This is a genomic window from Microbacterium sp. 1S1, assembly GCF_008271365.1.
GTDB lineage: Bacteria > Actinomycetota > Actinomycetes > Actinomycetales > Microbacteriaceae > Microbacterium.
Window position 1 is genome coordinate 2661735 of record NZ_CP043430.1, and the last position, 25680, is coordinate 2687414.

Consider the following 25680-nt stretch of genomic DNA (forward strand, 5'->3'; position numbering starts at 1 on the left):
ACCCATGACCCGGGCTCGGCGACCCGGTGCCCGGGCTCAGCGAGCGGCGTCGGGCCAGGCTTCAGCGACGGCCTCCCGCACCTCCCCGAGGAGCTGCGGGAGCGCCTTGGTCTTGGCGATGATCGGGAAGAAGTTCGCGTCGGAGCGCCACCGCGGCACCACGTGCTGGTGCAGGTGGGCATCCACGCCCGCGCCGGCGACCGCTCCCTGGTTCATGCCCAGGTTGAAGCCGTCGCAGCCCGAGACCTCGCGGAGCACGCGCATCGCGGTCTGCGTGAGGGCGCCGATCTCGGCGACCTCCTCAGGCGACGCCTGGTCGTAGGTGGCGATATGGCGGTACGGGCACACGAGCAGGTGCCCCGAGTTGTACGGGAACAGGTTCAGCAGGACGTACGCGGTCTCCCCGCGGGCGACGATGAGCCGCTCGGCGTCCGGGAACTTCGGTGCCTCGCAGAACGGGCACTCCTCGCGCAGCGGCTCGGGCCCCGCCTGGATGTACGCCATCCGGTGCGGGGTCCACAGTCGCTGGAACTCGTCGGGGACTCCGACCAGACGAGAGGCGTCCTCGAGGCCCGCCTCACCGGCCGTCATGCGAGGTCCCCTGCCTTCAGCACGAGCGCGTGCGACGCGATGGCGGCGGTGATCCGGCGCACTGCGTCCGCGACGGGCACGCCGTTCTCCTGCGTGCCGTCGCGGAAGCGGAACGACACGGTACCGGCGGCGCGGTCCTGCTCCCCCACGATGAGGATGACCGGGACCTTGGCCGTGGTGTGGGTGCGGATCTTCTTCTGCATGCGGTCGTCGGAGTGATCGACGTCGGCTCGCACGCCCGCCGCGCGCAGCTGCGCGATGACGTCGTCCAGGTAGTCCCCGTACTGCTCGGCCACCGGGACACCCACGACCTGGCTCGGCGCGAGCCAGAGCGGGAAGTCGCCGGCATAGTGCTCGAGGAGGATCGCGAAGAAGCGCTCGACGGAGCCGAGGAGGGCCCGGTGGATCATCACGGGCCGGTGCTTCTGCCCGTCGGGGCCGGTGTACTCCAGTTCGAAGCGGTCGGGCTGGTTGAAGTCGAGCTGGATGGTCGACATCTGCCAGGTGCGGCCGATCGCGTCGCGGGCCTGCACGGAGATCTTCGGGCCGTAGAAGGCAGCGCCGCCCGGGTCGGCCACGAGCTCGAGGCCCGATTCGATCGCGACCTCACGCAGAGTGTCGATGGCCGTCGACCACTGCTCGGGCTCGCCGAGGAACTTCGGGTTACCCTCCTCGTTCGTCGACAGCTCGAGGTAGAAGTCGTTGAGCCCGTAGTCGCGGAGCAGGTCGAGCACGAGGTTCAGGTTGGTGGTGAGCTCGTCCTTGACCTGGTCCTGGGCGACGTAGATGTGGGCATCGTCCTGGGTCAGGCCGCGCACCCGGGTGAGCCCCGAGAGCGTGCCGCTCTTCTCGTAGCGGTAGACGGTCCCGAACTCCGCCAGACGCAGCGGGAGCTCGCGGTAGGAGCGCCCGCGCGAACGGAAGATGAGGTTGTGGAACGGGCAGTTCATCGGCTTCAGGTAGTAGTCCTGGCCCTGCCGGGTGACGTTTCCCTCGTCGTCGACGACCTCGTCGAGGTGCATCGGCGGGAACATCCCGTCCGCGTAGGTCTGCAGATGCCCCGACGTCATGAAGAGATCCTTCTTCGTGATGTGCGGGCTGTTCACGAGGTCGTAGCCGTTGCGCAGCAGGTGCTTGCGCAGGTTCTCCTCGATCTCGTAGCGGATGATGCCGCCCTTGGGGTGGAAGACCGCCAGTCCCGAGCCGATCTCGTCCGGGAACGAGAACAGGTCCATCTCGGCACCGAGCTTGCGGTGGTCGCGCCGCTCGGCCTCGGCGATGCGCTCCTGGTACGCGCGGAGCTCGTCCTTCGTCGGCCACGCCGTGCCGTAGATGCGCTGCAGCTGCGGGTTCTTCTCGCTGCCCCGCCAGTACGCGGCGGCGATGCGGGTGAGGTCCCAGCCGTTGCCGATCATGCGGGTGTTGGGCAGGTGCGGACCGCGGCAGAGGTCCTTCCAGACCACCTCGCCGTCGCGGGTCGTGTTGTCGTAGATCGTGAGCTCGCCCTCACCCACCTCGACGGAGGCACCTTCGGCGATCTCCCCCTCGGCACCCGCCGATGGGCCCTTGAGGCCGATGAGCTCGAGCTTGAAGGGCTCGTCCGCCAGTTCCGCGCGAGCCTCCTCGTCGGTCACGACACGGCGCACGAAGCGCTGCCCCTCACGGACGATGCGCTGCATCTCCTTGGAGATGGCCTTGATGTCCTCCGGGGTGAAAGGTGTGTCGACGCCGAAGTCGTAGTAGAAACCGTCGGTGATGGGCGGGCCGATACCCAGGTTCGCCTGCGGGTTGATCCGCTGCACCGCCTGCGCGAGCACGTGCGCGGTCGAGTGGCGCAGGATGCTCAGGCCGTCGGGGCTGTCGATCGTGACGGGCTCGACCTCGTCCGTGTCGGTGACCGTCGCGGCGAGATCCTTGAGGACGCCGCCGACGCGCATGGCGACGACGTTACGGTCAGAGAACAGGGCGAAGCCGTCGGTCGGCTGGGCGTTTTCAGGCACTGATCACTCCATCTGGGTCTGGATCTAGGCTACTCGTCCGCTCGGCGCGCGCTGACCGTCACCCCGGGATCTCGGTCGCCGAGGATCCGACGGTCGGCGCGAAGATGATGATCGCCGCGCCGGCCAGGGCGACCGCGGACCCGACCACGTCCCACGAGGTGGGACGGAAACCGTCGACGATGACGCCCCAGGCGAGGGATCCGGCGATGAAGATCCCGCCGTACGCGGCCAGGACGCGACCGAAGTTCGCGTCCGGCTGCAGCGCCGCGATGAACCCGTACGCGCCGAGCGCCATGACGCCGAGGACCGCGAACAGCCAGCCTCTGTCCTCCTTCACCGCCTGCCAGATGAGCCAGGCGCCGCCGATCTCGGCGACGGCGGCGAGCAGGAAAAGGACGGTGATGCGCAGCACGGTCATCGCCTCAGTGTGACAGCCGCGGCGTCGCACGGGGACGGTAGCGTGGGCGCATGACACGGACGATCGGTCGCTGGCTCCTCGCTCTCGCCCTCGGTGCGATGGGCGTGTTGCATTTCACCCAGACGCGAGGATTCCGGGTCGTCGTGCCGGACTGGGCGACCCGGCTCACCCGGATGGACGCGGACACGATCGTCCTGACGTCGGGTGCCGCCGAGGTGGCTCTCGCCGCGGGGCTGGTGGCTCTGCCGCGCGAACGACGACGACTGGGGTGGGCGACGGCGGGTTTCTTCGCCGCGGTCTTTCCCGGCAACTGGCATCAATGGCGTACCGGGCGATCCGCGCCCGGGCTCGACACGGACGGACGCCGGTTGGGACGCCTGTTCCTGCAACCGCTGCTGATCGCCTGGGCCTTGTGGGCGACCCGATGACCTCGCCCTCGATCGTCTGGTTCCGCGACGATCTGCGCCTGGCGGACAACCCTGCGCTCCGTGCCGCCGTCGAGCGGGACGAACCGATCATCGCGCTGTTCGTCCTCGATGAGGAATCCCCCGGCGTCCGTCCGCTGGGCGGCGCCGCCCGCTGGTGGCTGCACCACTCCCTCGTCTCGCTCGCCGAACGGCTGCACGAGAAGGGGGCGACGCTGGTCCTGCGGCGCGGCCCTGCCGACCGGATCGTGCGAGAGCTGGCGGCGGAGTCCGGAGCGGGAGCGGTCTTCTGGAACCGCCGATACGGGAGCGCCGGGCGCGAGATCGATTCCGGACTGAAAACCGTGCTGCGCGACGAGGGTCTGGTGGTGAGCTCGTTCGCGGCATCGCTCCTGCATGAGCCGTGGACGGTGACGACCGGAAGCGGCACGCACTACTCCGTCTTCACGCCTTTCTGGCGAGCATGCCTGGCCCTGCCCGCCCCGCGCGCCCGCTCCCCGAGCCGCGCGAGCTCCGCGGCGCGCCCACGCGGAACGCCTCCGATGCGCTCGACGACTGGAGGCTCCTGCCCACTGCCCCGGACTGGGCCGGCGGACTGCGCGACACCTGGGAGCCCGGTGAACCTGCCGCGCGCCGCCGGCTGCGTCAGTTCCTCGCGGAAGACCTCGGCACGTACGACCGCGCTCGCGACGCCCCGGCCGCCGGCGCCACCTCGCGGCTGTCGCCGCGCCTCCGCTGGGGCGAGCTCAGCCCGTTCACGGTGTGGCACGCGGCGGTGGAGGTCGACGGCGCCGGCGGATTCCTGTCGGAACTCGGCTGGCGCGAGTTCGCCTGGCATACGCTCTTCCACTTCCCCGACCTCGCGACGAAGAACCTGCGCCCGGAGTTCGACGCATTCCCGTGGCCTCCCCTGGATCCCGCTCGCCTGGACCTCTGGCAGCACGGCGACACCGGTGTGCCTCTCGTCGACGCAGGCATGCGCGAGCTCTGGCACACGGGGTACATGCACAACCGCGTCCGGATGGTCACCGCGTCCTTCCTCGTCAAGAACCTCCTCATCGACTGGCGGCTCGGCGAGGAGTGGTTCTGGGACACTCTGGTGGACGCCGATGACGCGAACAACCCCTTCAACTGGCAGTGGGTCGCGGGATCCGGCGCCGACGCCGCGCCGTACTTCCGCGTGTTCAACCCGGAGCTGCAGGCCAAGAAGTTCGACGCCGAAGGCCGGTACATCGGCCGCTGGGCCGCGGACGCCCCGACCGAGCCGATCGTCGACCTCGGTGAGACCCGCAAAGCAGCGCTCGCCGCCTACGAGACCGTGAAGCGCTCCGGCACTCCGAGGCGTTGACACGCAGCCCCACCCGTCACCGCCCCGTCCCGCATGGCAGACTGGTGCGCGTGAGCCCGTCCCGCAAGCCCGCCGTCGTGCGGGGCTTCGCGACCTCGTCGCTCGCGATCTTCGTCGCGCTGGCCGGCCACGTGACCGGCGGTGGTGAGATGCCGGGCGCTCTGGGAATCCTCGTGCCCTGGCTGTTCGCCTTCATGGTGAGCGTGCTCCTCGCCGGACGAACGCTCTCGTTCACGCGGCTCAGCCTCTCGGTAGCGCTGAGCCAGTTCCTCTTCCACACGTTGTTCGTCCTCGGGACGGTCTCGCCGTCTGGGGTGACGATCCCGCACGTGCACGGTGCTCCGCTCGTGCTTCCCGCCACCGATGGCGCGGCCGTCGTCGCGACCGCGGATGCCACGATGTGGCTTGGACACGCCCTCGCCGCCGCCATCACCGTGATGGCGCTCCACCGTGGGGAGCGCCTGCTCCTCACGGTGCGCGATCTCGCCGTCCGGGTGGTCCGCTGGGTGCGTCGCCGCGCCGATGCGGTGGTCTCTCCTCGCTCCGTCGCCACTCGGCTCCGCCTGCCCGGACTCTTCATCGTGCGGACGGCCCGAATTCGTCGCCTCCTCGCACCGCTTCTCGGACGCGCCCCGCCCTCTCTCCCCGCGCTCTGATCCGCGCCGTACGACTCCGGTCGTGCGGTGCGTCTTCGCGCTGTCCCCTGTGACGCGCGTCCGAACGCAGGTACCACGTCGCTCGGCGACGTCTGAAGAGAGGCACTTCCATGTCCCCTGTCCGCAGATTCGCGGCCGGGGCGGTGCTGGCGGCTGTCGCGATCCTCGCGACGGCAGCGCCGGCGACCGCCCATGACCAGCTCCTCGAAAGCAGCCCCGCCGACGGGGAACGGCTCGAGGCCCCACCGGCGAGCGTCACGATGACGTTCTCGGGTGAGCTCCTCGTCCTCGACGACTCGACCGCCGGGGCCACCGTCCTCGTCGTCGACGCGGAGGGCGAGGACTGGGCGACGGGCGAGGTGGAGGTCCGTGGCCGGAACGTCACCGCCGCCCTCGAAGCCGACATGCCTGCGGGCGGCTACCAGGTTCGCTGGCAGGTCGTCTCCGAAGACGGACATCCCATCGCCGGAGTCATCCCCTTTGCGATCGGGGACGCCGCTCCGCTGGAGACGACGCGGAACCCGGAGCCTGAGGCTCCCACCGCCACCGCAGACGCCTCAGACACCGCAGACTCATCGGATCAGAACGCGGACGAGACGGGCGACCCGTTCCGGGCCGTCCTCGTCGGCGGGACAGGCGCGGCACTCGCCGTCGCCGCCTTCGCCCTCATCCTCATCCTCCGCCGCCGCCGCGCGGCTGCCGTGCCGCCGGACTCCGGCGACGACACGGCACAGAACTCGTGAAAGGCATCACCATGAACACCCGCACTTCCCTTCCCCGCCTCGGCGCGATGATCGTCCTCTCGCTCGTCGCCCTCACTGGCTGCACGGCCACGACGACCACGACTCCGACGAGCACACCCGCCGGGGAGGTGCTCCGCATCGACGACGCCTGGGTCAAGTCCGCCGACGAGGGCATGTCCGCGGTCTTCGGCACCCTCGTCAACGACGGTGCGGAGGACGTCACCGTGACATCGGTCGCCTCCGCCGCCTCCCCGATGATCGAGCTGCACGAGACCGTGCAGAACGATGCCGGCGAGATGGTCATGCGGGAGATCGCCGGGGGCTTCGTCGTCCCGGCCGGCGGCGGCCTCGTCCTCGAGCCCGGCGGGAACCACATCATGATGATGGATCTCGCCGAGCCGCTGCGCGCCGGTGACGAGGTCACCTTCACCGTCACTCTGTCGGACGATTCCACCTACGACTTCACCGCGCCGGTGAAGGACTACTCGGGCGCGAACGAGAACTACGACGACGGCGGAGACGACGACGAGGGCATGGACCACTGATGGCCGCGCGCGTCTCGGGCGCGCGCACCGGCCGCACCGGCTCGACGCGGCGGCAGTTCCTCCTCGGAGGGGCTGTCGCCGGCGTCGGGGCCGCCGTCGCGGTCGGAGCGGACCTCGCCCTCTCGCGCGGGGATGCCGAGTCCTCTCCGTCCCCCGCACCCCTCAACGGCACCCGCACCGTGCCGTTCCACGGCGCCCACCAGGCCGGAATCGACACGGCGGCCCAGGCGCACGGCACTTTCGTCGCGCTCGATCTTCGCCCGGAGGTCGACCGTGATGCGCTCCGCCGGCTCCTGCGGCTCCTCACGGACGACGCCGCTCGGCTCACCCAGGGGCGCTCGGCGCTCGCGGATTCCGAGCCCGAGCTTGCGCTGTCGCCGGCCCGGTTGACGGTCACCGTCGGCTTCGGTCCCGGGCTCGTGGCGCGAGCGGGAGGCGAGAGCCCGTCGTGGCTCGCTCCCCTGCCCGCCTTCCGGGTGGACCGCCTCCAGCCGGAGTTCTCCGACGGTGACCTGCTGCTCCAACTCGCCGCCGACGACCCCCTCACCGTCGCGCACGCGCAGCGCATGCTGCTGAAGGACGCCCGCGGCTTCGCGACCGTCCGGTGGATCCAGCAGGGCTTCCGTCGCGCCCACGGCACCGAACGACCGGGGACGACCATGCGGAACCTGTTCGGTCAGGTCGACGGCACGAGCAACCCGCAGCCGGGGTCCGACGAATTCGAGCGCGTGGTGTGGAGCGCCGACGGGTGGCTCACCGGAGGCACGGGCATGGTGCTGCGCCGCATCCGCATGGACCTCGATTCCTGGGACCGATTGGATCGCGGCGGACGAGAGGCGTCGGTGGGCAGGACGCTCCATGACGGCGCACCGCTCACGGGGAGATCGGAGTTCGACGAGCCCGACTTCGACGCGAAGACGGCCATCGGCTTCCCCGTCATCCCGGCGTTCGCGCACATCCGACGAGCGCGTGGCGAGGGCGTCGAGCGCATCTTCCGCCGGGCGTACAACTATGACGAACGCCCCTCGGGGAGCACGGTGTCGGAGTCGGGCCTGCTGTTCGTCTCCTTCCAGGCGGACGTCGCGCGTCAGTTCACGCCCATGCAGCGACGGCTCGACGAGCTGGATCTGCTGAACGAGTGGACGACGCCCATCGGATCCGCGGTCTTCGCGGTGCCTCCGGGGTGCGCCGAAGGCGGCTACATCGGGGAGACGCTGCTCGGCTGAAGCGGCGTCAGTGGGGTCCGCGTCGCCGTGCCGCGGCGACGGCGGGCCCCACACCGTCCAGGATGGGGTCGCCATGTCCGGGAAGGACGACGCGCGCGCCGGTCTGCGCCAGCGTGTCCAGCGAATCCATCGCCTCCGCGGTGTCGGCCGTGGCCGCGCTCGCGACGATCTGGGGGCCGGTGTCCCCCGTGTACGGGTCGAGGGTCACGAGAGCGTCTCCGGCGATGAGGACACCGGCCTCCTCGAAGAGGAAGGCGCAGTGTCCCGCCGTGTGTCCCGGCGTCCACAGTGCCAGCGGCGTCCCTGGTGCGTCGACCGGATGCCCGTGCGTCACCCGCGCCTGCGCCTCCACGCCGCGGACGTTCAACGCTCCGGCCAGAGCCATCCGGGTGATGGTCGGAATGCCCCGCGGATGGCTCAGCACGTAGGGGATGCGCGGCGTCGCGGGACGGTAGCGATACGGGTGGCGGGCCAAGTCGGCATCGCGCGGATGCACGAACACGGACACCCCTTCCGCCCGGAGCCCGCGCGCGACACCGACGTGATCGAAGTGTCCGTGCGTGAGGACGACTGCATCGATGTCCGCCGCGTGCGCGCCGAGGTGTTCCAGCAGGTCGCCGAGCACACCGCGACTGCGCGGCAGTCCGGCGTCGAACAGCGTCATCCCGTCCGCGGTCTGCACGAGGTAGCAGTTCACATCCGCGACACCGATGCGGAAGAAGCCCGGCATGACCTCGACCCACTCCCGTGTTCCGCTCATGGCTGATCCTCCTCATGGTCGGCGGGTCCTCTGCCCGCGTCGAAGTTGCGCTCGTACCGGTCTCTGGCTTCGAGAAGTGCGTCGTCACCGATGACCGCGACGGGCTCGACCGCTCGCAGCAGCGGTTCGCAGTCGGGCCCCCGCCCGCAGAGCTCGCCGCGGAGAATCCAGGCGATGCGCTCGGGATCCTTCTCGGCGAGATGCCGGTACTGGCAGAGCTGCCGCGCGAGCCAGTCCTCCAGCGGGCGGGTCCACCACCGCTCGGCGTCCAGGGGATTCACCGAGAGACCGGGAAGCTCGAGTCCGCTCTCGGTGTCGATGCTGGAGCGGCGTGCGTCCACGTCGGGACCGTCCGAGTAACGGACGTGCAGGCCGGGGCAGGCACGGACGACGGCCGCGAGCTGCGCCAGGTGGTCGATGCGACGCAGGCCCGTCGCCGGATCCCGTCCGGGGGTCGAAGCGGGGCCGCAGGTGCGGTCGAGAGCGGCATCGGTCATGAGCGAAGGTTAGGAAGCGCTCGCGGCGGTTCCGAGGGGGATTGACAATCCGCGCGTCGGGCGCATCATCGCGAAGACCGTCGCGGCCCGTTCGCGCAGGCAAACTACCGCGCGGTCCTCCCCGCGTCAATGCCCTCTCAGCCCGCACTCAGGGAGCTCTACGGTCAGGCAACCGCATCACCTTGGAGGGGATCATGAGCGACACCACCCGCACCACCCGCTACGCCGCCACGCCGATCCAGAAGACGGCGCTGATCGTCGGCATCGTCTTCCTCATCGTCGGCATCGCCGGCTTCATCCCGGGCCTCACCCACTCGGCCGAACACCTGCACGGCGCCGGGGCCGAGTCCGAAGCCCTGCTTCTGGGCGTGTTCCAGGTGTCCGTGCTGCACAACCTCGTCCATCTGCTGTTCGCCGTCGCCGGCATCGCGCTCGCCGCCTCGCCCCGCGCCTCACGGCTGTACCTCATCATCGGCGGACTCGCCTACCTCGTGGTCTGGCTCTACGGACTCATCGCGGTCGGCAACGAGCAGCTGAACTTCCTGCCCGTGAACAACGCCGACAACTGGCTGCACCTCGGTCTCGCCATCGGCATGGTGCTGCTCGGGATCTTCGTGAGCCGCGAGCCCCGGGTTCCCCGGAACGGCACGGGTGCCGCACGCGCCTGACGCCAGGCGCCGTCACCGAACCACGATCCCTCGGGATCCTCGAGCCCCGCTCCCCCTCGGAGCGGGGCTCCTGCCTGTCTGCTCCCGGTGACCGACCTCAACCGTCGTGGGGCTGCACCGCGTTGCCCCACACCCAGCACCGATAGGTCCGGTCTCCGGCTCGGAACTCGATGCCCGCCGCGAGCGGAGTGGAGCGGACGACCTTCGCCTCCACGCGGATCGCCTCGGGGCCGAAACGCACCCATGCCCGGACCCGCCGCTGGAGAGCGTGCGGATACACCGTGATCGGGCACTCTCGGAGGGCGAGTTCGCGATCACTGAGAGACTGCAGAGGGCCGTGACGCGCAGCGGCCTCGATCGCCTGATGTTGCGACCGCATGTCGTTGTACGCGGAGAGTGCGCGACCCGAGTTCCCCACACCGGCTCCTTCCTCCGGCCAGGTCCAGGATACCGATACTCGAACACATCTTCGAACTCGACTCTGCAGCAGCAGTAACCTGCATACAGTTTCGATCCCAGTATCGCGCACCACGAAACCCCCGGTTCTCCGGGGTTTTTTGTTGGCCTGGGAGGCTCGTGCACTCCGCGAGACGTCACACTTCCGCGCGATATCGCAGGGATTGCGGGGATCTCTGCGACCGCGGTGCTGAACTGCGACGCTCTGAACGGCGACCAGGAGGCGTTCAACCGCATCCAGGAGGAGACCGGGATGAACGCGTACGAGACTCGAGCGGCGCTCGAGGCGATGATTGGCGGGATTCAGAAGCAGAACGGTGCGATTGACGACGCGATCAAGCTGAAGGGCCAGGAGGAGGAAGCCACTTCGACCTCCACGTCTCAGTCTGAGAGTGCCACCGATTCGTACGTCGCGCAGGCCGATGCCGTGCAGGATCTCAACTCGCAGCTCACTGGCCTGATCGACAAGATCAACGCCGCTAACGGGGTCGCTCAGGATGCGATCACCGCGAACGCGCGGTATCAGGATGCCTTGGCGGGTTTGTCTGATGTTGTCGCGAAGAACGGCAACTCGCTCGACCAGAGCACCGCAGTGGGATCTGCGGACGCTGCGGCTCTCTCAGAGGTTGCTGCTGCTGCTCAGACTGCGGCTCAAGCTCAGTCGAGCAGGATCTAGCGACCATGAGCGCGGACGAGGCTGCGAAGAAGTGGAACTCGACGTTGGCGCAGCAGCGTCAGGCATTCATCGACGCTGCGGTCGCTGCGGGCTACAACGCCGGCGAGGTGAAGGTGTTGGCGGATCGGATCTTCCAGATGCCGAACAAGAAGACCGTCGACATGCTCGTCCAAACCGCTTCAGCGCAGAATCAGATCGACCGATTCGTGACGTTGAACAACGGTCGGCGCGTGAAGGTGTTTGTGGACGCGGAGGGCGGTCAGTCGTTCCGCGTAGGGAGCAAGACTGTGGCGCCCGGGATGTCGACGGGTGGCCCTGTTCGGGGCCGTGGGCCTAAGGGCAAAGACTCCGAGCTCCGGTTGCTCGCGCCAGGTGAGCATGTGATCCCTGCTGATGAGGTTGATGCCGCGGGTGGTCACTCCGCAATCGAGGAGTGGCGGGCAACGCTCGCGGGAAGGCGCACTGCGAACCTGGTTGCGGCGCCTGACAGCGAGGCAATCTACATGGATGCATCGACGCACCACGAGGCAGCAATGCGGAAGGCATGGAAATGAGTCTGTTGATGGTCTTTCAGTGGGAAGACTGGGTTGAGCTCGCGGCGGACACCCTTGTCGTCCGCGGAGACGAAGACACACCCGCGATGTATTGCCCCAAGGTGTATCCGATTCCCGGACTGAACATGGTGATGGCGGCGACGGGAACCGCGGAAGTTGCTGCGGCGCTACTCGCCTTCATCGTCAACAAGCGCGACCTAAGGGACATCGGCGATGTCGACCACATCGCCCCAGAGAAGTTGCGGGACTTCCGCGCCCAGGTCGCCGAGGAGTATGGCGATGCGGAGACGTCCACCATCTACCTGTACGGGTTCCCGATCGGGTCAGACCAGTTGGTGTCGTACACGTACACGTCGATGAGGGGCGGTGACTTTGAATCCGAGCGGTTCCGGGGGAACAGGTGCATGGTGAAGCCCGGGCCGCAGACCTTCACCGCCGACATTCCCTACGAACTCGAGGAAAGGATCGCCCTGGCTTGCCGTCTGCGCGAAGAGCAGCAGCGCTTCCGGGACCAGGGTGAGAAGTCGGTCGCGATCGGCGGGGAGCTCTTGGCCTTCCGTCTTGAGCGGTCTGGCATTCGCCGGTCTATCTGGCATCGATTCCCCGACTACGACGAATCACTCCCGTCGTATCTGTGACTAAGGGGCCCGTGTCGGATGTCGGTGACACGGGCCCTTCTCATCTCTTCCGACACACTCATGATTGGAGTACCTACATATGGTCAATCGACTTGTAGCCGTGGATGACTCGGACTACCGCCTGCCCGAGCCCGTGCGGGAGGGCATCGCGAGAGACGCAACGAACAACGAAACCGAACTAGGTGCAACCCTCGCAAGCACGTACACGGATCAGGCGCGCATGGGGATCGTTCTGCCCACGGAGATGACCTTCGAGGGAATCCAGGCCGCTTGCGACTCCGCAGAAGCGCTGGGGACACGCGTTTTGGCGGCGGGAGAGATCACCACAGACCAGACGTTGCAGATCAAGTGCAACTGCGACCTGTCCGGGCTAACCATCAACTACACCGGAACCGGGACTGCGGTTCGGGCTGGCACCCAAACGGGCTACGTCATTCACAAGGACATGCGCCTCCCCGTGGTCCGCAACGCAAACAAGGTCGGCAAAGGATGGGCAAGCGTTGCCGGGAGCATCGGCGTCGACCTAGTGAACATCTACACCGCACAGGTGTTCGTGCCGCGAGTGACCGGCTTCGAGGTGGGTCTTCGCGAGTACGGGATGAACGGGAACGGGATCTCCTACGTCACAGTCATGGTCGGGCACCTGGCTGACAACAAGATCAACCAGAAACTCGACGCCGATTCGACCGGATGGGCCAACCAGATCACTCACATCGGTGGACGGTGGTCGCACAGTTCCGGGGAGGGCCCCAACGCGGCAGGAACGCGCCACATCCTTCTGGTGAATCTGACGGGCAACGCCGACCCGAACAACAACGTCTGGCTCAACCCGTCGCTCGAGTCCCCGGCAGTTGTCGAGTACACCATCGATGTGGACGGGGGATCGTACAACCAGTGGATCAACCCGCGATTCGAGTTCACCTCCGGGCAGTCGAAGATCAGGTGGGGCTCAGCAGCCGTGCGCAACTTCATCTTCGGCGGTAACCAGATCGACAACATTGCCGAGACGTGGGAGACTGGCGCCGTTTCCAACTCGTTCATCGGGACCAACAAGTATCGATTCTTCGGCTCCGGGAACAACGGGGGAACGATCTTCGAGTCGGAGTCCAGTAGCACCCACCCGGCTTGGTCGATCCTTCGAACGGGTGGGACGGCTGCCGGTGACGACCCGGCGACCGCGTACACGCAGCGCTCCGAGTCGAACATCCACAAGCTGAAGAGGTTCAACGACGCCGCCGACCGGGTGAGAATCGACGGGAGTGCAGGACAGGTGTTGGTGGGCAACGGAACCGCTACACCCGTCGCGGGCCTGTCTGGTGCTGGCGGCGCTCTCTTCACCACCGCAGGCACGACGTCCTTCGGCCCACCGGTCACCAACACCATCGACAGCGGAACGCCGACCGGGCGCTGGAGGTACGTGCGAGCCGCCACGGCGGTAGTCACGGGGGTCTTTACCACCGCGTCGCGGCCCTCGGCGGCTACAGTCGGCGTTGGGGGCAGCATCTACGACTCTGACCTGACGATACCGCTCTATTCAGACGGCTCCGCATGGCGCGACGCCACGGGAGCTTTGCGGTAGCTCCATGTCGGAGATGCCCACCAGAGCGGGAGCAGGTGGGCATCTCCGGTACCGATCAGCTTGTAGCCGTGCATGCTAGGACCTAAGCTCACTTACTCCGCGACCGCTATGCCAACTCGTCTGTGGGTGGGGCGATCTCGATGCCTTCGGCAGCGAACATCATTTCTGCGCATTCCTGAATGGCACTCGCTTTGAAGACGATGCCAAGCCCAAGCACCTCCGAACCGACTGCCATCGTGGCGGTCGGCACATCAACGACCTGCCAACTCGACTGACGTACATGCATCGCCGCTACGATGCCGAGCAAGTGCAATCGGGCGCCACCGACGTGAACCGTCCCTGCCCGGTCTCTGTATCCGTTGCGGTCATAGATGAAGACCGGGCTTCCGCTAGACCCGGGGAAGACTGCGGCGTCAATCAGGAACGCGGGCTGCCCACGGTAGTCAATCTGAAGAGGGGTTGCCGTTGCTCCGCTCCTCATGATTGGCAGGAAATTCTCGGTGTCGAAGATCCCATTGGGGTATCCGACAAACTTGACTTCTTCAATCGCGTCGAGCTCTTCGGCCTGACTCTTGGTTAGAAGCATCGAGGACGGAATCTGCACGAAGTACGGCGCGAGACCTTGAGCGGCCATGGAATTGGCGATGGTAGCGAACGGCATGACCGCAACGTCAACTGACGGGTCGGGATGTCCGTGCCATGGTTTCGCATCCATGCCCTCGACAGGTGTGGTGACCCGAAGATTGGTCGGACGTCCATTTCGAGCGCCGATCATCGAGAAGTCAACACGGTCGAACCCCTCGAGAACGTGCTTGTTCGTTACCAGAGTCGTGTACGAGCCGCCGTCCGGGGAGGGATAGTCCACCAGGAATCCTGTTCCCGTGCTCACCTCGCCATTCGAGCCATGTGCCGTGATGTACACAGTCGTGTAGAACAGTTGCTCCGCGGTTGTCATGCCCATCTCGAAAGCTTGCCAGAGTGCAGCCCACTACGGATAGCAATACATGGAGAGGAACTTCACGTCCTATGGGCAAAGCGCGGAAGGTGAGGCTCGGGGCCGCACGGTGATCGGGTGAGTGCGGCCTGCCCGTACCCCAGAACGGCCGGCGTGGACGGGTCTGGGCGCGACCGGCGATGCTGACCCAAAGCAATCCACAACTCAAGGCCGGGGAGTGTCCTCAGGGCCGTGCAGAGGGTCGCCGTGTACTCGCCCTCGAAGTACCCAACCCATGTCCCCACGGCCTCAGCGAGCACATCCGTGCGTTCACCCGCGGCGGCCCTGAGCTCGTCCAGAACGGGCGCCGGGTCAGTCGTGTACCGGTTCCGCGAACAGATCGCATCTAGCTCGACACTCAACTTCAAGCCTGTAGAAAGCCCTCGAGATGGCACAGCCAGACTGTCCTTCCTCCGGCCGAGACCTGTCGAGTGTACGCCGCAGGAGCGACATCAGCATCCGGGCCAGGAGCGGTGATGGCACTCCCCGGTCAGACCGGCATACTGGTGTGGCCCCTCCCTGCCTCCCCGCAGGGAGGGGCCTTCGTTCTGGCAGGGGTGGATTTGGGGCATTTCGCCCTCAGCGGCTTAGAAGGCGGGACGTGTGACGCGATATCGCGCTACAACGTCAGATGCGAGTTTGCGGTGTCTATGAGCGAGATGAGATCGGCCATGCGCTTCTTTAGGTCCATTGGCCAAACTTCCACCGGCTTACTGGTTGCAGCTTTGGCAATCGCCACCTTACTCGGCCGCGAGACGTGAATGCGGTCTTCGCCCAGGGGATTCGCGAATCTCTCCATAGGGCCGAAGCTCTTACGTTGCCTTCCCGCTCCCCGCCCCGGGTGTGCTGCTTCGATGGCTTTGTTGAGGCGAGACTCTTCGACATAGTTCTCGATGGTGTAGCCAGCAGTAATCCAGACCATACCTTGTTCAGGGTCTTGCTCGATCGCATCTTTGACGCGCGTCTTGGTGGCGTTGAGGCGTGCCCTCGCCGATTTGCGGTCAGAGTCGATGACAATAGCGACATAGCGGTTAAGCCGGCGGAGCGATATGAACTCCTCTACCTCTTCCTCATCCATCGGGGAGAGCTGGTTCAATAAGCTACCCCCATAAAACATGATCGAGTAGTGCAGGCCCTCCACAAACCTCCCGGGCGCAAGTTGATCGAGCCAGCTCTTGATGTAGATGCGGTCCGACGGTCCTTCGACCCACACCACCGCATTGGACTGAACAAGGTCGGACGGTCGATAACCGAGGTCGCTGGCGACACGAGCGTGCTCCTTGCTGCTTCCCGCAAGTTGAACAGTCGAGCCACGATCAGGATGGTGTTCCACATGGAAGATTGTCCCGATGTGAGAGTCCAGCAGATGGGCTGAGTGAGTAGCAATGAAGTACTGATTGCTGGTGTGATTCGCAAGGTACCGCAGCAGTTGACGCTGAAGTAAAGGATGCATGTGCACTTCTGGCTCCTCGATGCAGACGATCTTGTCTGTCGTCAGCGTGGCCGCTGCCGCGAGGATGACCACCTCATGTACTCCCGTGCCTAGGTTTGCGATCGGTAGAGTGCGCCCATGCTGCGTCACGTGGATCGTGGAGAGATCGTGGGGGATGTCGATTGTCACGGCCGGGTCATCGAGAACCGTGCGCACGAATTCCTGAATCTCGGCGAACTGCCTACGATCCGCTAACCGCTCGGTCGTTGGATTCTGAAGCTCCAGGAGCCGCTTCTTTATGCTTCGACCGTTCAGATCCGGGGACTCATCGTTGGTGTTCGAGATCACCCGCGTACCTTCGACGTACACCACCTCAGGTATAGGCGGGATTTCGCGTGCAATACTACGTACGAGATTCGCGGCGTTCTCTGCGCTATTCGATGTCCAGGAGTTTAGGACGGCGCGGACCAGTGTGTCCGTCTTCTGAGGGACTCCTTGATCCAAGTGCGGCCGACTTCCTTTCGTGACCCAGAGTGCACCGTCGATGCCCCTCGAGAGCGAAGGATGCGAAAGGAAGTCGTCCATGTCCTGCGCGACTGCCGCACCGAACTGCCTTCGCAACGTACTCGTGGTGAGGCCGTGTGCCCTCGCATAGAGAGCTATGGGCTCGTGATTGGCCTCGCCTTGCGGGCGGTCGTGCAACCCGTTGGCCGCCCCCTGTTCAGGCGTCTGATGAAGTACCCGCAGGATGTTGGACTTGCCTGAGTTATTCTTGCCAGCGATCAGGTTCACCTTGCTCAGCGGTGCGAGCACAGCAAGCCTGGACGAAGGAAAACTCCGGTATCCACGAAACGCAAAGCCCATCAGCATGCAGCAATCATGCCGTATTAGGAACCGTGTGCCAGGCATTACGGCCCTGAGACTGACGCCGCGGAGCCACGGGAAGGGTGATCTCTTCACCCTGCGCCGCCGGATCTTCTGTAGTCGATGCTTAGCGAGCTCGGAAGCTGCCATTTCGGCCGCTGATTCACTTCAGCACTGGGATCGGCGTGAAGCCCGCCTGTGGCGAGCCGATCTGAAGCTTCACTAGCTGCTCTCCCTCGCGGAAGGCGTTCCACGTTCGGAACAGGTAGAAGAGCGCCTGCCCGGGGACGATCCGGCGCGACGCTCCGGCTTGCAGGTCGTTGGAGACTCGCCGCGAGAGAGTGAGGAAGGGGTCTCCCGGGCCGTTCTGGATGCCGTCACGGATGCGGTTGAAGAACTCGGCCGCGTCGTCGACGTCGAGCTTGGAGAACTCAAGGAACGCGACCCCGAGGGCACTGACGGGCAGACGTAGGTAGCGATACATCCCGCGCGCACGGCGGGCAGCGAACTCAATGTCAGGGATTGCGAGTACGGCCTCTGCGAGCTCCGACTTGGTGATGCCGGTACTGCCGCCAGGTTGGATGCTGCGTGCTTCACATCGCCGGCCTGATAGGCCGCGTAGAGACGTGCGATCGCCCCGACATCCTTCGCATCCGCTCGATCTGCAAGGCCCGTGATAACGAGCATGTCCCCCGCGTTCCGCGACGAACCAGAGTCCAGCACGACGAGAGCATCCTCGCTGATGCCCCGGACTACGAGCACCCATGCTCCCTTTCCCGCTGCGACGATCGCCTGGCACCGGTTCTGGCCGTCCACCAGCCGCCCTGCAGTGTCGAACTTGATCGCTTCCCCGGTGACGACCCATCGGTCACTCTGGATGTCTCGCACGTAGCCGTTGATTCGACTCTTGCGAACGTTGCGGTTGTTGTCGATGTTCAGCGCGAGCCAGCTCACCGCGAGCTCTGGCGTCACGAACACGTACTCGGCTGTTTCGCCGCCTGGACCGTGAGCAACGGTCGCTGCTTCGTTCTTCATGGTCTGCCCCTGTCTGGGCGGAGCATCGTGTGTCTCCGCCGTCGAGACACAGTTGTAACCAAGAAGTTTTCGGGCCGCACTATTGCCGGATCATGTTGCCCAGATGTTGCCCGAGCCTCCCAGAGCAACAAAAAACCCCCGGAGAACCGGGGGTTTCGTGGTGCGCGATACTGGGATCGAACCAGTGACCTCTTCCGTGTCAGGGAAGCGCGCTACCGCTGCGCCAATCGCGCCCGTTGGGGCTATTCAGTTTTCCCGTGAGGTGGCGACGGGATTCGAACCCGTGTAAACGGCTTTGCAGGCCGGTGCCTAGCCGCTCGGCCACGCCACCGTGTGGATTGACCCCACGTGCCGCCGATCTTCGAGAAGACCTACTGCACTCGAGCGGATGACGAGACTCGAACTCGCGACCCCAACCTTGGCAAGGTTGTGCGCTACCAACTGCGCTACATCCGCATTTCGTTCCCGGTTGTCCCGGGCACTTATGAAACATTAGCCGAAGATCGGCGCTCCGCCAAACCCGCAGCGAATCTCGCGCGTGTCTCCCGGACTGGTCATCGGGGCACCCGCGGGTCGGGTAGTATCGGTTGACGTACCCCACGGGTATGGGCGATTGGCGCAGTTGGTAGCGCGCTTCCTTCACACGGAAGAGGTCATCGGTTCGAGTCCGGTATCGCCCACCACATCCCGCCGAAGGCCCCGACGATCCGGGGCCTGCGGCCTTTCCGTAGCCGTTACAGGATCCTCCCGTCGCCCGGGCGGGAGACGCGCAACCAGCGGTATCCATAGGCCGGCAGCTCCAGTTCCACCACGCCGTCTTCCGCGAGGGGTACCCGCTGCTCGCCGAGGAGGTCCACGAGGGTCGTGCCCGCTGGTTCCTCCAGTCGGAAGCGCGTCGTCGCCAGCCGCTCCGCGAAGTTGTGGAGGGCGATCGTGCGTCCGATATCGGCCTCGAGGGAATGCACGAGCACGGCGTCCTCCGGCTGCGCGATCACGCTGAGCGTGCCCCACCCCAGCTCGGGAGACACCCGATAGCGCGCGATCAGGCCGCGGATGAAGTGCAGCAGCGATCCCGGGTCCTCGAGTTGCGCGGCGGCGTTCACGTGCGCCGGGGCATAGCCATCCGTGGGAAGCGGTGCCACCAGTCGGGAAGCACGGGCGTCCGAGAACCCACCGTTGCGGTCCGCCGACCACTGCATCGGCGTCCGCACCGCCTGCCGCCCCTCGATGGAGATGTTCTCCCCCATGCCGATCTCCTCGCCGTAGAACAGCACCGGGGTGCCCGGCAGCGTGAAGAGCAGGCTGTAGGCCATCCGGACCCTCCGGGGGTCGCCCTCCACCATGGGCGGCAGCCTCCGGGTGATCCCGCGTCCGAACACCCGCTGCCGCTCATCCGGGGCGAACGCGTCGAACACCTCCTGGCGCTCCGCGTCGGTGAGCTTGTCGAGGGTGAGCTCATCGTGGTTACGCAGGAAGTTCGCCCACTGCACCTCCGGCCCGAGCAGCGGTCGCGCGGTGAGCGCGGCGACGAGTGGCGCGGGGTCACGACGCGCGAGGGACAGGTACAGCGACTGCATCGCGACGAAGTCGAACTGCATCGTCAGCTCGTCGCCGTCCGCGCCGCCGAAGTACGTCCGCTGATCCTCGTACGGCAGGTTCACCTCGCCGAGCAGGATCGCCTCGCTGGACCGGCGCTGCAGGAACCGCCGGATGTCGCGCAGCAACTCGTGCGGATCGGGGATGTCCGCCGTCTTCGGAACCTCCAGGAGGAACGGGACAGCGTCGACCCGGAACCCGGAGATGCCGAGCTGCAGCCAGAACCCGATGACCTTCGCGATCTCGTCCCGGACGGCGGGGTTGGCGATGTTCAGGTCGGGCTGGTGTTCGTAGAAGCTGTGCTGGTACCACTGCCCCGACCTCTCGTCCTTGGTCCAGATCCCGTCGGCCTGACCGGGGAACACCGTGTTCTTCTGCCCCTTCGGCGGCGCATCGTCGCGCCACACGTAGTACTCGCGGTAGGGCGAGTCCATGCTGCGGAGAGCCGCACGGAACCACGGATGGCGGTCGGAGGTGTGGTTGACGACGAGATCCACGATGACGCGTATGCCGCGGTCGCGCGCGGTGCGGATCACCTCCACGAGGTCGCCGTGGGTGCCGAGCCGGGGGTCGACACCGTAGAAGTCGCTGACGTCGTAGCCGTCGTCGAGGTCCGGCGAGGGATAGAAGGGCATGAGCCACAGGCAGGTCACGCCGAGCTGTGCCAGATAGTCGATCCGCTGAGCGAGCCCGCGGAGGTCGCCGACTCCGTCGCCGTCCGAGTCCAGGAACGTCTCGACGTCGAGACAGTAGACGACGGCCGTCTTCCACCACAGGTCGCTCGTGTCCGTGATCTTCATGTGCGCTCCCTGAGGGCGGGAAGGAGTTCCGAAGCGGCGACCTTCAGGAATCCGGACTGCTCCCGCCCGACGTGATGGAGGTAGACCCGGTCGAACCCGATCCGGACAAGCTCCGCCACCCGCTCGGCCAGGGACCCGGCGTCGTGGTCGACCAGCACGGCCGCGCGGAGGGCGCTCTCATCGACGTCGCCCACCGCGGCGTCGAAGTCCTCCGGCTGTTCGATGTTCCAGGCGAGCGGCGGCGTGATGACACCCTGCCGCCACTGTTCTTCGGCGGTCGCGTACGCCTCCGCGTCACTGGCGGCCCAACTCACGTGCGTCTGCAGGATGCAGGGCCCCTCTCCCCCGGCGGAGCGATACGCCTCCACCACCCTGCGGAGCGCAGACGGTTCCTGCGCGACGGTGGCGAGCCCGTCCGCCCAATCCGCCGCCCATTCCGCGGTCTCCGGGCTGACCGCGGTCGCGAGGAGCGGCGGGGGCTGCTCGGGGCGGCTCCAGACGCGAGCCCGGTGCACCCGGACCAGGCCGTCGTGGTCGACCTCCTCACCGTCCAGGAGCCGGCGGATCACATCCACGCACTCCCGCAGCCTGTCGTTGCGGATGTCCTTGGCGGGCCACGCCTCCCCCGTCACGTGCTCGTTCATGGCTTCCCCGCTGCCGAGAGCGGCCCAGAACCGTCCGGGGAACATCTCCTCCAACGTGCCGAAAGCCTGGGCGACGACAGCCGGGTGGTACCGCTGACCCGGGGCGTTCACCATGCCGATGGGGAACCGTGTGCGGGCCAGCGCTGCCGCGATCCAACTGAACGCGAATCCGGACTCGCCTTGTTCGGGCAGCCACGGTGCCAGGTGATCGGAGCACATCGCTCCGTCGAAACCCGCCCACTCCGCGTTGACGACGGCTTCCAGCAGGGCACTCGGCGGGATCTGCTCGTGGGAGGCGTGGAATCCGATGAAGACCATAGCCCGAGTCTGGCAAGCGAAGACGCCCGACGGCAGTGGTTGACAGGAGGGCGGGAGGCTGCCAGGGCGCGGCGTCAGCCCTCCGCGCCGAGGGAGCCTCCGAGCCGCGGCCCGCTCGGGGTGAAGTCGATACGCCGCACGTGCATCGCCCGTCGCGTGCGGGCGGCGTCCCACGAGTGGAAGACGATGACGTCGCCGCCGTCGGGTGCGATCGTCAATGAGTTGTGACCGGGCCCGGTGAGGCTACCGCCCGTGGCCAGGAGCGGGGGCACCGTGTCCGGAGCCGGTTCCCACGGGCCGAGCGGATGATCCGCCACCGCCCATGTCACCGCGTACCCGGGTCCGGTCCAGGCCCCGGCTGAGAACGTCATCCAGTAGCGACCGTGCCGGCGGATGACCGACGGCCCCTCCATCGTGTGCCACTCCCAGGTGCGTCCGTACATCCAGCGATCCCGCTCGTAGATGTGTGCATCCGCCCACGGTGCGAGCACCGGCACGGGAGGTGCGGCGAACCGCTGCATCCCGTCCATGACGGCGACGGCCAGATGGGTGCCCGGGCGTTCGGCATCCAGGACGTCCCTGGCGAAGTACAGGTAGCGCGTCCCGTCGGTGTCGAGGAACGGGTGGGCATCGATGGCGAAGCGCTCGTGCGGCGTGAGCACCACGCCGGTGTCGGCGTACGGTCCGAAGGCGTCGTCGCTGCGAGCCACCCGGAGGTGATGGCCCTGGATGCCCCGACCGACCGAGTAGTACATCCACCACGCGCCGTCGGCCTCGGCGATCTCCGGCGCCCAGTACGCATCGCCCAACCCGGGATCGACGCGCTCTAGCGCGCGCCCCCGCGGCTGCCACGTACGGAGGTCGGTCGACTCCAGCACCGGGAACACTCTGCCGCCCTGCGGAGCGTCCTCCTCCGTTCCGACGGCCACGTACGACCCGTCCGCACGCCGGGAGACGAAAGGGTCGGCGAAGTACCCCTCCCAGGCGGGGCCGGGTTGTGCATCAGCCACGGTCAGCCCTTCAACCCCGAGCGGGAGACGCCTTCGATGATGAACCGCTGGAGGAACACGAAGAGGGCCAGCACCGGCACGCTCGCGATCACGGCGCCCGCCATGAGGAGGTCGTAGCGTACGGCGTTGGCGGACTGCAGCGTCGCGAGCCCCGCGGGCAGGGTCTGCACGTCGGCGGTGAACAGCACGTACACCGGCCACAGGAAGTCGTTCCAGTTGGTGAGGAAGGCCAGCAGCGCCAGCGTGGCCAGTGCCGGCCGCGAGAGGGGGAGGATCACCCGGAGGAAGATGTCCCAGCGATTCGCACCGTCGAGGAGCGCGGCTTCCTCCAGTTCCACCGGCAGCGTGAGGAAGAACTGCCGCAGGAAGAACACGCCGAAGGCCGAGGCGGCCGTGGGCACGATGATCGCGACGAGAGTGTTCAGCCACCCGAGACTCGAGACGATCAGATAGTTCGGGATCACGAGGATCACCGGCGGGATGAGGATCGTCGCCACCACGACGGCGAAGACGGTGCCGCGGCCACGGAAGCGCATGCGGGCGAGCGGGTAGGCGGCCAGGGACGCCGTCACGACCACGAGGAGCGCGTGCAGTGCGGCCGCGATCATGCTGTTCGCGAACCAGCGCAGCACCGGCGTGCCCTCGGCCGTCAGGATCGTGTCGTACGCCTGGGTGGTGAAGGGTGCAGGGATCCACGTCGGAGGCACGCCTGCGGCGTCCGCACCCGTCTTGAACGAGGTCGACACCATGAACAGCACGGGGCTGATGTAGATCAGGGCCAGGAGCAGGAGGAGCACGTACTGCGCCGCACGCCCCCATCGCTGCCGCGGAGTCCGCTTCCGGTCCGGCCGCTCGTGGTCGATGCCGCCGGAGCCGCGGACCTTCGGGACCGTGCGCGTGTCCGTCGTCTCGGTCATCGCCGTGCTCCCGTCTTTTCGCCCTTGGCATCCCGCTCTCGGAAGAGCCAGAACACGAAGATGCTGATGAAGAGGAGGACCACGGTCAGCACATAGCTCATCGCCGCCGCGTCCCCCATCTGGTAGTTCCGCAGACCGGTCTCGGCGATCTGGTAGATCGCGGTCCTCGTCTCGCGCCCCGGCGCCCCCTGGGTGATGATGTACGACTGCCCGAACATGTTCGCCGACGCGATGAGCGTGTTGATCGTGATGAACGTGAGGATCGGTCGCAGTCCGGGCAGCGTGACCGCTCGGAACTTCTGCCAGGGCCCTGCGCCGTCCACCGCCGCCGCCTCGTAGAGCTCAGCAGGGATGTCCTGGAGGGCCGCGAGGTAGATGACGGCGTTGAACCCGAGCGTCCACCACACCGTCACACCCACCAGGGCCACCCACGCCGCCGGCACGGCGGTCGTCCACGGGATGTCGCTGGGCAACCCGAACACACCGAGGGTGAAGTTGACCAGCCCGACGTTGCTGTCCAGCAGGTACCTCCAGAGGAGGCCCACCACGGCGACACCGAGCACGTACGGGGCGAAGTACACGGCGCGGAAGAAGTTGCGGCCAGGAAAGCGGCGGTGCATCAACAACGCCACCAGCAGCGGCAGGACCAGCAGCAGGGGGACGCTGAACAGCGTGAAGATGCCCGTGGCACGCATGGACTCCCAGAACACGTCGGAGGTCCCGGAGCCGGCCGCGAACAGGTCGGCGTAGTTCTCCCCGCCGACGAACGGCTGCTCTTCCAGCGTGTAGTCCCACTCGTGCAGGCTGATCCAGAGTCCCAGCACGGCGGGGAGCACGACGAAGACCGCGAAGAGCGTCAGGTAGGGAAGAAGGAACAGCCACGGTGTGTAGGGTCGGGCTCGCGTCGGTGACATCGCGCGCGTACGTGGCGCGGCCGCGGTGGGTCGCGGGCGTGCGGCGGTCTCGGTTGCAGCACTCATGTCACTCTCCGAACCGTTCGAGGTTGGCCTGCAGTTGCGCGTCGGCCCTGGCCGCTTCGGTGTCCAGCACGTCCGCCGGGGGCGCGTTGCCGAGCATCGCGCTGGCCACCGCGATCTCCAGCGTGTCCGCCTGGATCGCACCGACGCCCGGGATGGACGGGAGGAAACGCAGCGCGTCGATCTCCTCCGCGATCGGCTCCTGCACGCTCCCTGGCATCGTCTCCGCGCGCACCGACGCCCGCGCGGGGATCATGCCCGCACCCGCCCATTCAGCGGAGTTCTCGCTCATCCAGGCGATGAAGACCTTGGCCGCATCGTTCTTGTCGGCGTCGGTCAGAGCGTGCCGGCCGAGGACGAACTGGTGCGAGTTGGCCCAGACAGCCGGTTCTCCCGCGACCGCCGGCAAGGGAGCCGCGGCGAACGGCAGCCCCGAGTCCTTGAGATCGTTGATCTGCCAGATGCCGTCCCAGGTGATCGACGTCTCCCCGTTCTTGAAGGCCACGTACTGGGCGTCGATGGCGACGGAGTCGGGACTGAAGCCGTCATCGACCATCGAACGCATCCACTCGAGCCCGGCGACGCCCTCTGCCGAGTTCCACGTGGCCTCGCCGCCGTCCTCGGAGTACGGCTCACCGCCGCCCTGCCAGAGGAGGCTGAGGTCGATGAGGTGGGCGGGCCAGAGCGACGGCATCCAGAACGGCGTCTCGTAGCCGGCGGCCTGCAGTCGCTCGAGCGCGTCCTGGAAGGAGGCCGCATCGGTCGGGGGCTCGGTGATCCCCGCCTTCTCGAAGTGCTCGGTGTTGTAGTACATGGCGAGGGAATGCACATCGAGAGGGATCCCGTATCGGGCATCGTCGTACTCCCCGGCCTCCCACACCTGTTCACTGAAGTCGTCCGCGTCGAGCTCCAGTGCCTCGGCGAGATCGTCCAGCGGCTCGATCACGTTGCGCTCGACCATGGTGCCGATCTGCTCCACGTGGATCACGGCGACGTCCGGGCCGGCCCCGGCGAACGACGCCGCAGGGAGCTTCTGGTACAGGTCACCCCACTCCTGGGTCGTCGCTCTGATGTCGATGTCGGGGTGCTCCTTCTCGAAGTCGGCGATCATCTGACGGATGTAGGGACCGTCTCCGCCGGTGAAGCCGTTCCAGAAGTCGAGCGTGACCGGCGGACCGTCATAGGACCCCGCGAACTCCCTCAGATCGGAGGCCGGTGCCTGCGGGGAGCCACAGCTCGCCACGAGGACGGTGGCGCCCAGCACAGCAGTCGTCCCGAACATGCGACGATGACGTCGAACGATCATGCGGTCA

At 66.8% G+C, this 25680-nt stretch carries 25 protein-coding genes, 4 tRNA genes and 1 pseudogene; 12 read left to right on the forward strand and 18 right to left on the reverse strand.

Features of this window, described 5'->3' with window-relative positions; genetic code table 11:
- Window positions 1–36: 36 nt before the first annotated feature.
- The 3 genes from FY549_RS12885 to FY549_RS12895 all read right to left on the reverse strand — a co-directional run bounded on the left by FY549_RS12885 (window position 37) and on the right by FY549_RS12895 (window position 3009).
- On the reverse strand, window positions 37–591 hold the full coding sequence (locus FY549_RS12885; RefSeq protein ID WP_149085370.1) for an HIT family protein: 555 nt from the start codon (window positions 589–591) through the stop codon (window positions 37–39).
- The gene (thrS, locus tag FY549_RS12890; RefSeq protein ID WP_200838595.1) at window positions 588–2528 is read right to left on the reverse strand and encodes a threonine--tRNA ligase; all 1941 of its coding nucleotides are present in this window, start codon (window positions 2526–2528) and stop codon (window positions 588–590) included. Before thrS ends, FY549_RS12885 begins: the two co-directional genes overlap by 4 nt.
- Window positions 2529–2649: 121 nt before the next feature.
- Entirely contained in the window at window positions 2650–3009 is a 360-nt protein-coding gene (locus tag FY549_RS12895) for a YnfA family protein (protein WP_149085372.1), read from the reverse strand.
- 50 nt (window positions 3010–3059) lie between these two features.
- Between FY549_RS12895 and FY549_RS12900 the strand changes: the two genes are divergently transcribed.
- The 6 genes and pseudogenes from FY549_RS12900 (at window position 3060) to FY549_RS12925 (ending at window position 7952) form a co-directional block, all read left to right on the forward strand.
- Complete coding sequence (locus FY549_RS12900; RefSeq protein ID WP_149085373.1) at window positions 3060–3437, forward strand: hypothetical protein; 378 nt, start codon at window positions 3060–3062, stop codon at window positions 3435–3437.
- A pseudogene (locus FY549_RS12905) lies at window positions 3434–4782 on the forward strand (cryptochrome/photolyase family protein). The gene FY549_RS12900 and the pseudogene FY549_RS12905 overlap by 4 nt, the downstream one beginning before the upstream one ends.
- Before the next feature lie 50 nt (window positions 4783–4832).
- The gene (locus tag FY549_RS12910; RefSeq protein ID WP_149085374.1) at window positions 4833–5438 is read left to right on the forward strand and encodes a hypothetical protein; all 606 of its coding nucleotides are present in this window, start codon (window positions 4833–4835) and stop codon (window positions 5436–5438) included.
- Between the two features lie 110 nt (window positions 5439–5548).
- A complete protein-coding gene (locus tag FY549_RS12915; RefSeq protein ID WP_187614868.1) occupies window positions 5549–6181 on the forward strand; it encodes a copper resistance protein CopC in 633 nt (210 codons plus the stop codon).
- An 11-nt stretch (window positions 6182–6192) separates the two neighbouring features.
- Window positions 6193–6726, forward strand: coding sequence for a copper chaperone PCu(A)C (locus tag FY549_RS12920; RefSeq protein WP_149085375.1), 534 nt, complete (start codon window positions 6193–6195; stop codon window positions 6724–6726).
- Window positions 6726–7952 (forward strand): Dyp-type peroxidase, encoded by a 1227-nt coding sequence (locus FY549_RS12925; RefSeq protein ID WP_149085376.1) that lies wholly within the window; start codon window positions 6726–6728, stop codon window positions 7950–7952. The genes FY549_RS12920 and FY549_RS12925 overlap by 1 nt, the downstream gene beginning before the upstream one ends.
- A 7-nt stretch (window positions 7953–7959) precedes the next feature.
- On the opposite strand, the gene FY549_RS12930 is transcribed toward FY549_RS12925, so the two are convergent.
- Window positions 7960–8712 carry an MBL fold metallo-hydrolase gene (locus FY549_RS12930; RefSeq protein WP_149085377.1) on the reverse strand — a complete coding sequence of 251 codons (753 nt, stop codon included), beginning with the start codon at window positions 8710–8712 and terminating at the stop codon, window positions 7960–7962.
- Window positions 8709–9209: a DUF6098 family protein gene (locus tag FY549_RS12935; RefSeq protein ID WP_222930618.1), complete on the reverse strand. Its 501-nt coding sequence runs from the start codon at window positions 9207–9209 to the stop codon at window positions 8709–8711. Before FY549_RS12935 ends, FY549_RS12930 begins: the two co-directional genes overlap by 4 nt.
- Before the next feature lie 194 nt (window positions 9210–9403).
- Here FY549_RS12935 and FY549_RS12940 point away from each other — a divergent pair, with 194 nt between their 5' ends.
- A complete protein-coding gene (locus FY549_RS12940) occupies window positions 9404–9877 on the forward strand; it encodes a DUF4383 domain-containing protein (protein ID WP_149085378.1) in 474 nt (157 codons plus the stop codon).
- A gap of 97 nt (window positions 9878–9974) precedes the next feature.
- Here the strand turns inward: FY549_RS12940 and FY549_RS12945 are convergent, their stop codons facing one another.
- A complete protein-coding gene (locus FY549_RS12945; protein ID WP_200838586.1) occupies window positions 9975–10295 on the reverse strand; it encodes a hypothetical protein in 321 nt (106 codons plus the stop codon).
- A 291-nt stretch (window positions 10296–10586) separates the two neighbouring features.
- Between FY549_RS12945 and FY549_RS12950 the strand changes: the two genes are divergently transcribed.
- The 4 genes from FY549_RS12950 to FY549_RS12965 all read left to right on the forward strand — a co-directional run bounded on the left by FY549_RS12950 (window position 10587) and on the right by FY549_RS12965 (window position 13780).
- Window positions 10587–11009 carry a hypothetical protein gene (locus FY549_RS12950; protein WP_149085379.1) on the forward strand — a complete coding sequence of 141 codons (423 nt, stop codon included), beginning with the start codon at window positions 10587–10589 and terminating at the stop codon, window positions 11007–11009.
- A 5-nt stretch (window positions 11010–11014) separates the two neighbouring features.
- Window positions 11015–11563 carry a hypothetical protein gene (locus FY549_RS12955; RefSeq protein ID WP_149085380.1) on the forward strand — a complete coding sequence of 183 codons (549 nt, stop codon included), beginning with the start codon at window positions 11015–11017 and terminating at the stop codon, window positions 11561–11563.
- The gene (locus tag FY549_RS12960; protein ID WP_149085381.1) at window positions 11554–12201 is read left to right on the forward strand and encodes a hypothetical protein; all 648 of its coding nucleotides are present in this window, start codon (window positions 11554–11556) and stop codon (window positions 12199–12201) included. The genes FY549_RS12955 and FY549_RS12960 overlap by 10 nt, the downstream gene beginning before the upstream one ends.
- Before the next feature lie 100 nt (window positions 12202–12301).
- A complete protein-coding gene (locus FY549_RS12965; protein WP_149085382.1) occupies window positions 12302–13780 on the forward strand; it encodes a hypothetical protein in 1479 nt (492 codons plus the stop codon).
- A 106-nt stretch (window positions 13781–13886) separates the two neighbouring features.
- Here FY549_RS12965 and FY549_RS12970 read toward each other — a convergent pair whose 3' ends face one another.
- The 6 genes from FY549_RS12970 to FY549_RS12995 form a co-directional block, all read right to left on the reverse strand.
- Window positions 13887–14741 carry a serine protease gene (locus FY549_RS12970; RefSeq protein ID WP_149085383.1) on the reverse strand — a complete coding sequence of 285 codons (855 nt, stop codon included), beginning with the start codon at window positions 14739–14741 and terminating at the stop codon, window positions 13887–13889.
- Between the two features lie 652 nt (window positions 14742–15393).
- On the reverse strand, window positions 15394–17076 hold the full coding sequence (locus FY549_RS12975; protein WP_159463123.1) for an ATP-dependent nuclease: 1683 nt from the start codon (window positions 17074–17076) through the stop codon (window positions 15394–15396).
- A gap of 157 nt (window positions 17077–17233) precedes the next feature.
- Window positions 17234–17554 (reverse strand): hypothetical protein, encoded by a 321-nt coding sequence (locus FY549_RS12980; RefSeq protein ID WP_149085385.1) that lies wholly within the window; start codon window positions 17552–17554, stop codon window positions 17234–17236.
- A gap of 709 nt (window positions 17555–18263) precedes the next feature.
- Window positions 18264–18338, reverse strand: a tRNA-Val gene (locus FY549_RS12985).
- Window positions 18339–18365: 27 nt separating this feature from the next.
- Window positions 18366–18436, reverse strand: a tRNA-Cys gene (locus FY549_RS12990).
- 52 nt (window positions 18437–18488) lie between these two features.
- A tRNA-Gly gene (locus FY549_RS12995) sits at window positions 18489–18561 on the reverse strand.
- A gap of 151 nt (window positions 18562–18712) precedes the next feature.
- Between FY549_RS12995 and FY549_RS13000 the strand changes: the two genes are divergently transcribed.
- Window positions 18713–18788, forward strand: a tRNA-Val gene (locus tag FY549_RS13000).
- A 51-nt stretch (window positions 18789–18839) separates the two neighbouring features.
- On the opposite strand, the gene FY549_RS13005 is transcribed toward FY549_RS13000, so the two are convergent.
- The 6 genes from FY549_RS13005 to FY549_RS13030 all read right to left on the reverse strand — a co-directional run bounded on the left by FY549_RS13005 (window position 18840) and on the right by FY549_RS13030 (window position 25673).
- Window positions 18840–20501, reverse strand: coding sequence for an alpha-amylase family protein (locus FY549_RS13005; RefSeq protein WP_149085386.1), 1662 nt, complete (start codon window positions 20499–20501; stop codon window positions 18840–18842).
- Window positions 20498–21463 carry a TIGR03885 family FMN-dependent LLM class oxidoreductase gene (locus FY549_RS13010; RefSeq protein WP_149085387.1) on the reverse strand — a complete coding sequence of 322 codons (966 nt, stop codon included), beginning with the start codon at window positions 21461–21463 and terminating at the stop codon, window positions 20498–20500. The genes FY549_RS13005 and FY549_RS13010 overlap by 4 nt, the downstream gene beginning before the upstream one ends.
- A 74-nt stretch (window positions 21464–21537) precedes the next feature.
- On the reverse strand, window positions 21538–22473 hold the full coding sequence (locus FY549_RS13015; protein WP_187614869.1) for a glycoside hydrolase family 43 protein: 936 nt from the start codon (window positions 22471–22473) through the stop codon (window positions 21538–21540).
- A gap of 2 nt (window positions 22474–22475) precedes the next feature.
- Window positions 22476–23390, reverse strand: coding sequence for a carbohydrate ABC transporter permease (locus FY549_RS13020; protein ID WP_149085388.1), 915 nt, complete (start codon window positions 23388–23390; stop codon window positions 22476–22478).
- Window positions 23387–24370, reverse strand: a complete 984-nt coding sequence (locus FY549_RS13025) for a carbohydrate ABC transporter permease (RefSeq protein ID WP_149085389.1) — start codon at window positions 24368–24370, stop codon at window positions 23387–23389. Before FY549_RS13025 ends, FY549_RS13020 begins: the two co-directional genes overlap by 4 nt.
- A 1-nt stretch (window position 24371) precedes the next feature.
- Entirely contained in the window at window positions 24372–25673 is a 1302-nt protein-coding gene (locus tag FY549_RS13030) for an ABC transporter substrate-binding protein (protein ID WP_149085390.1), read from the reverse strand.
- Window positions 25674–25680 lie beyond the last annotated feature (7 nt).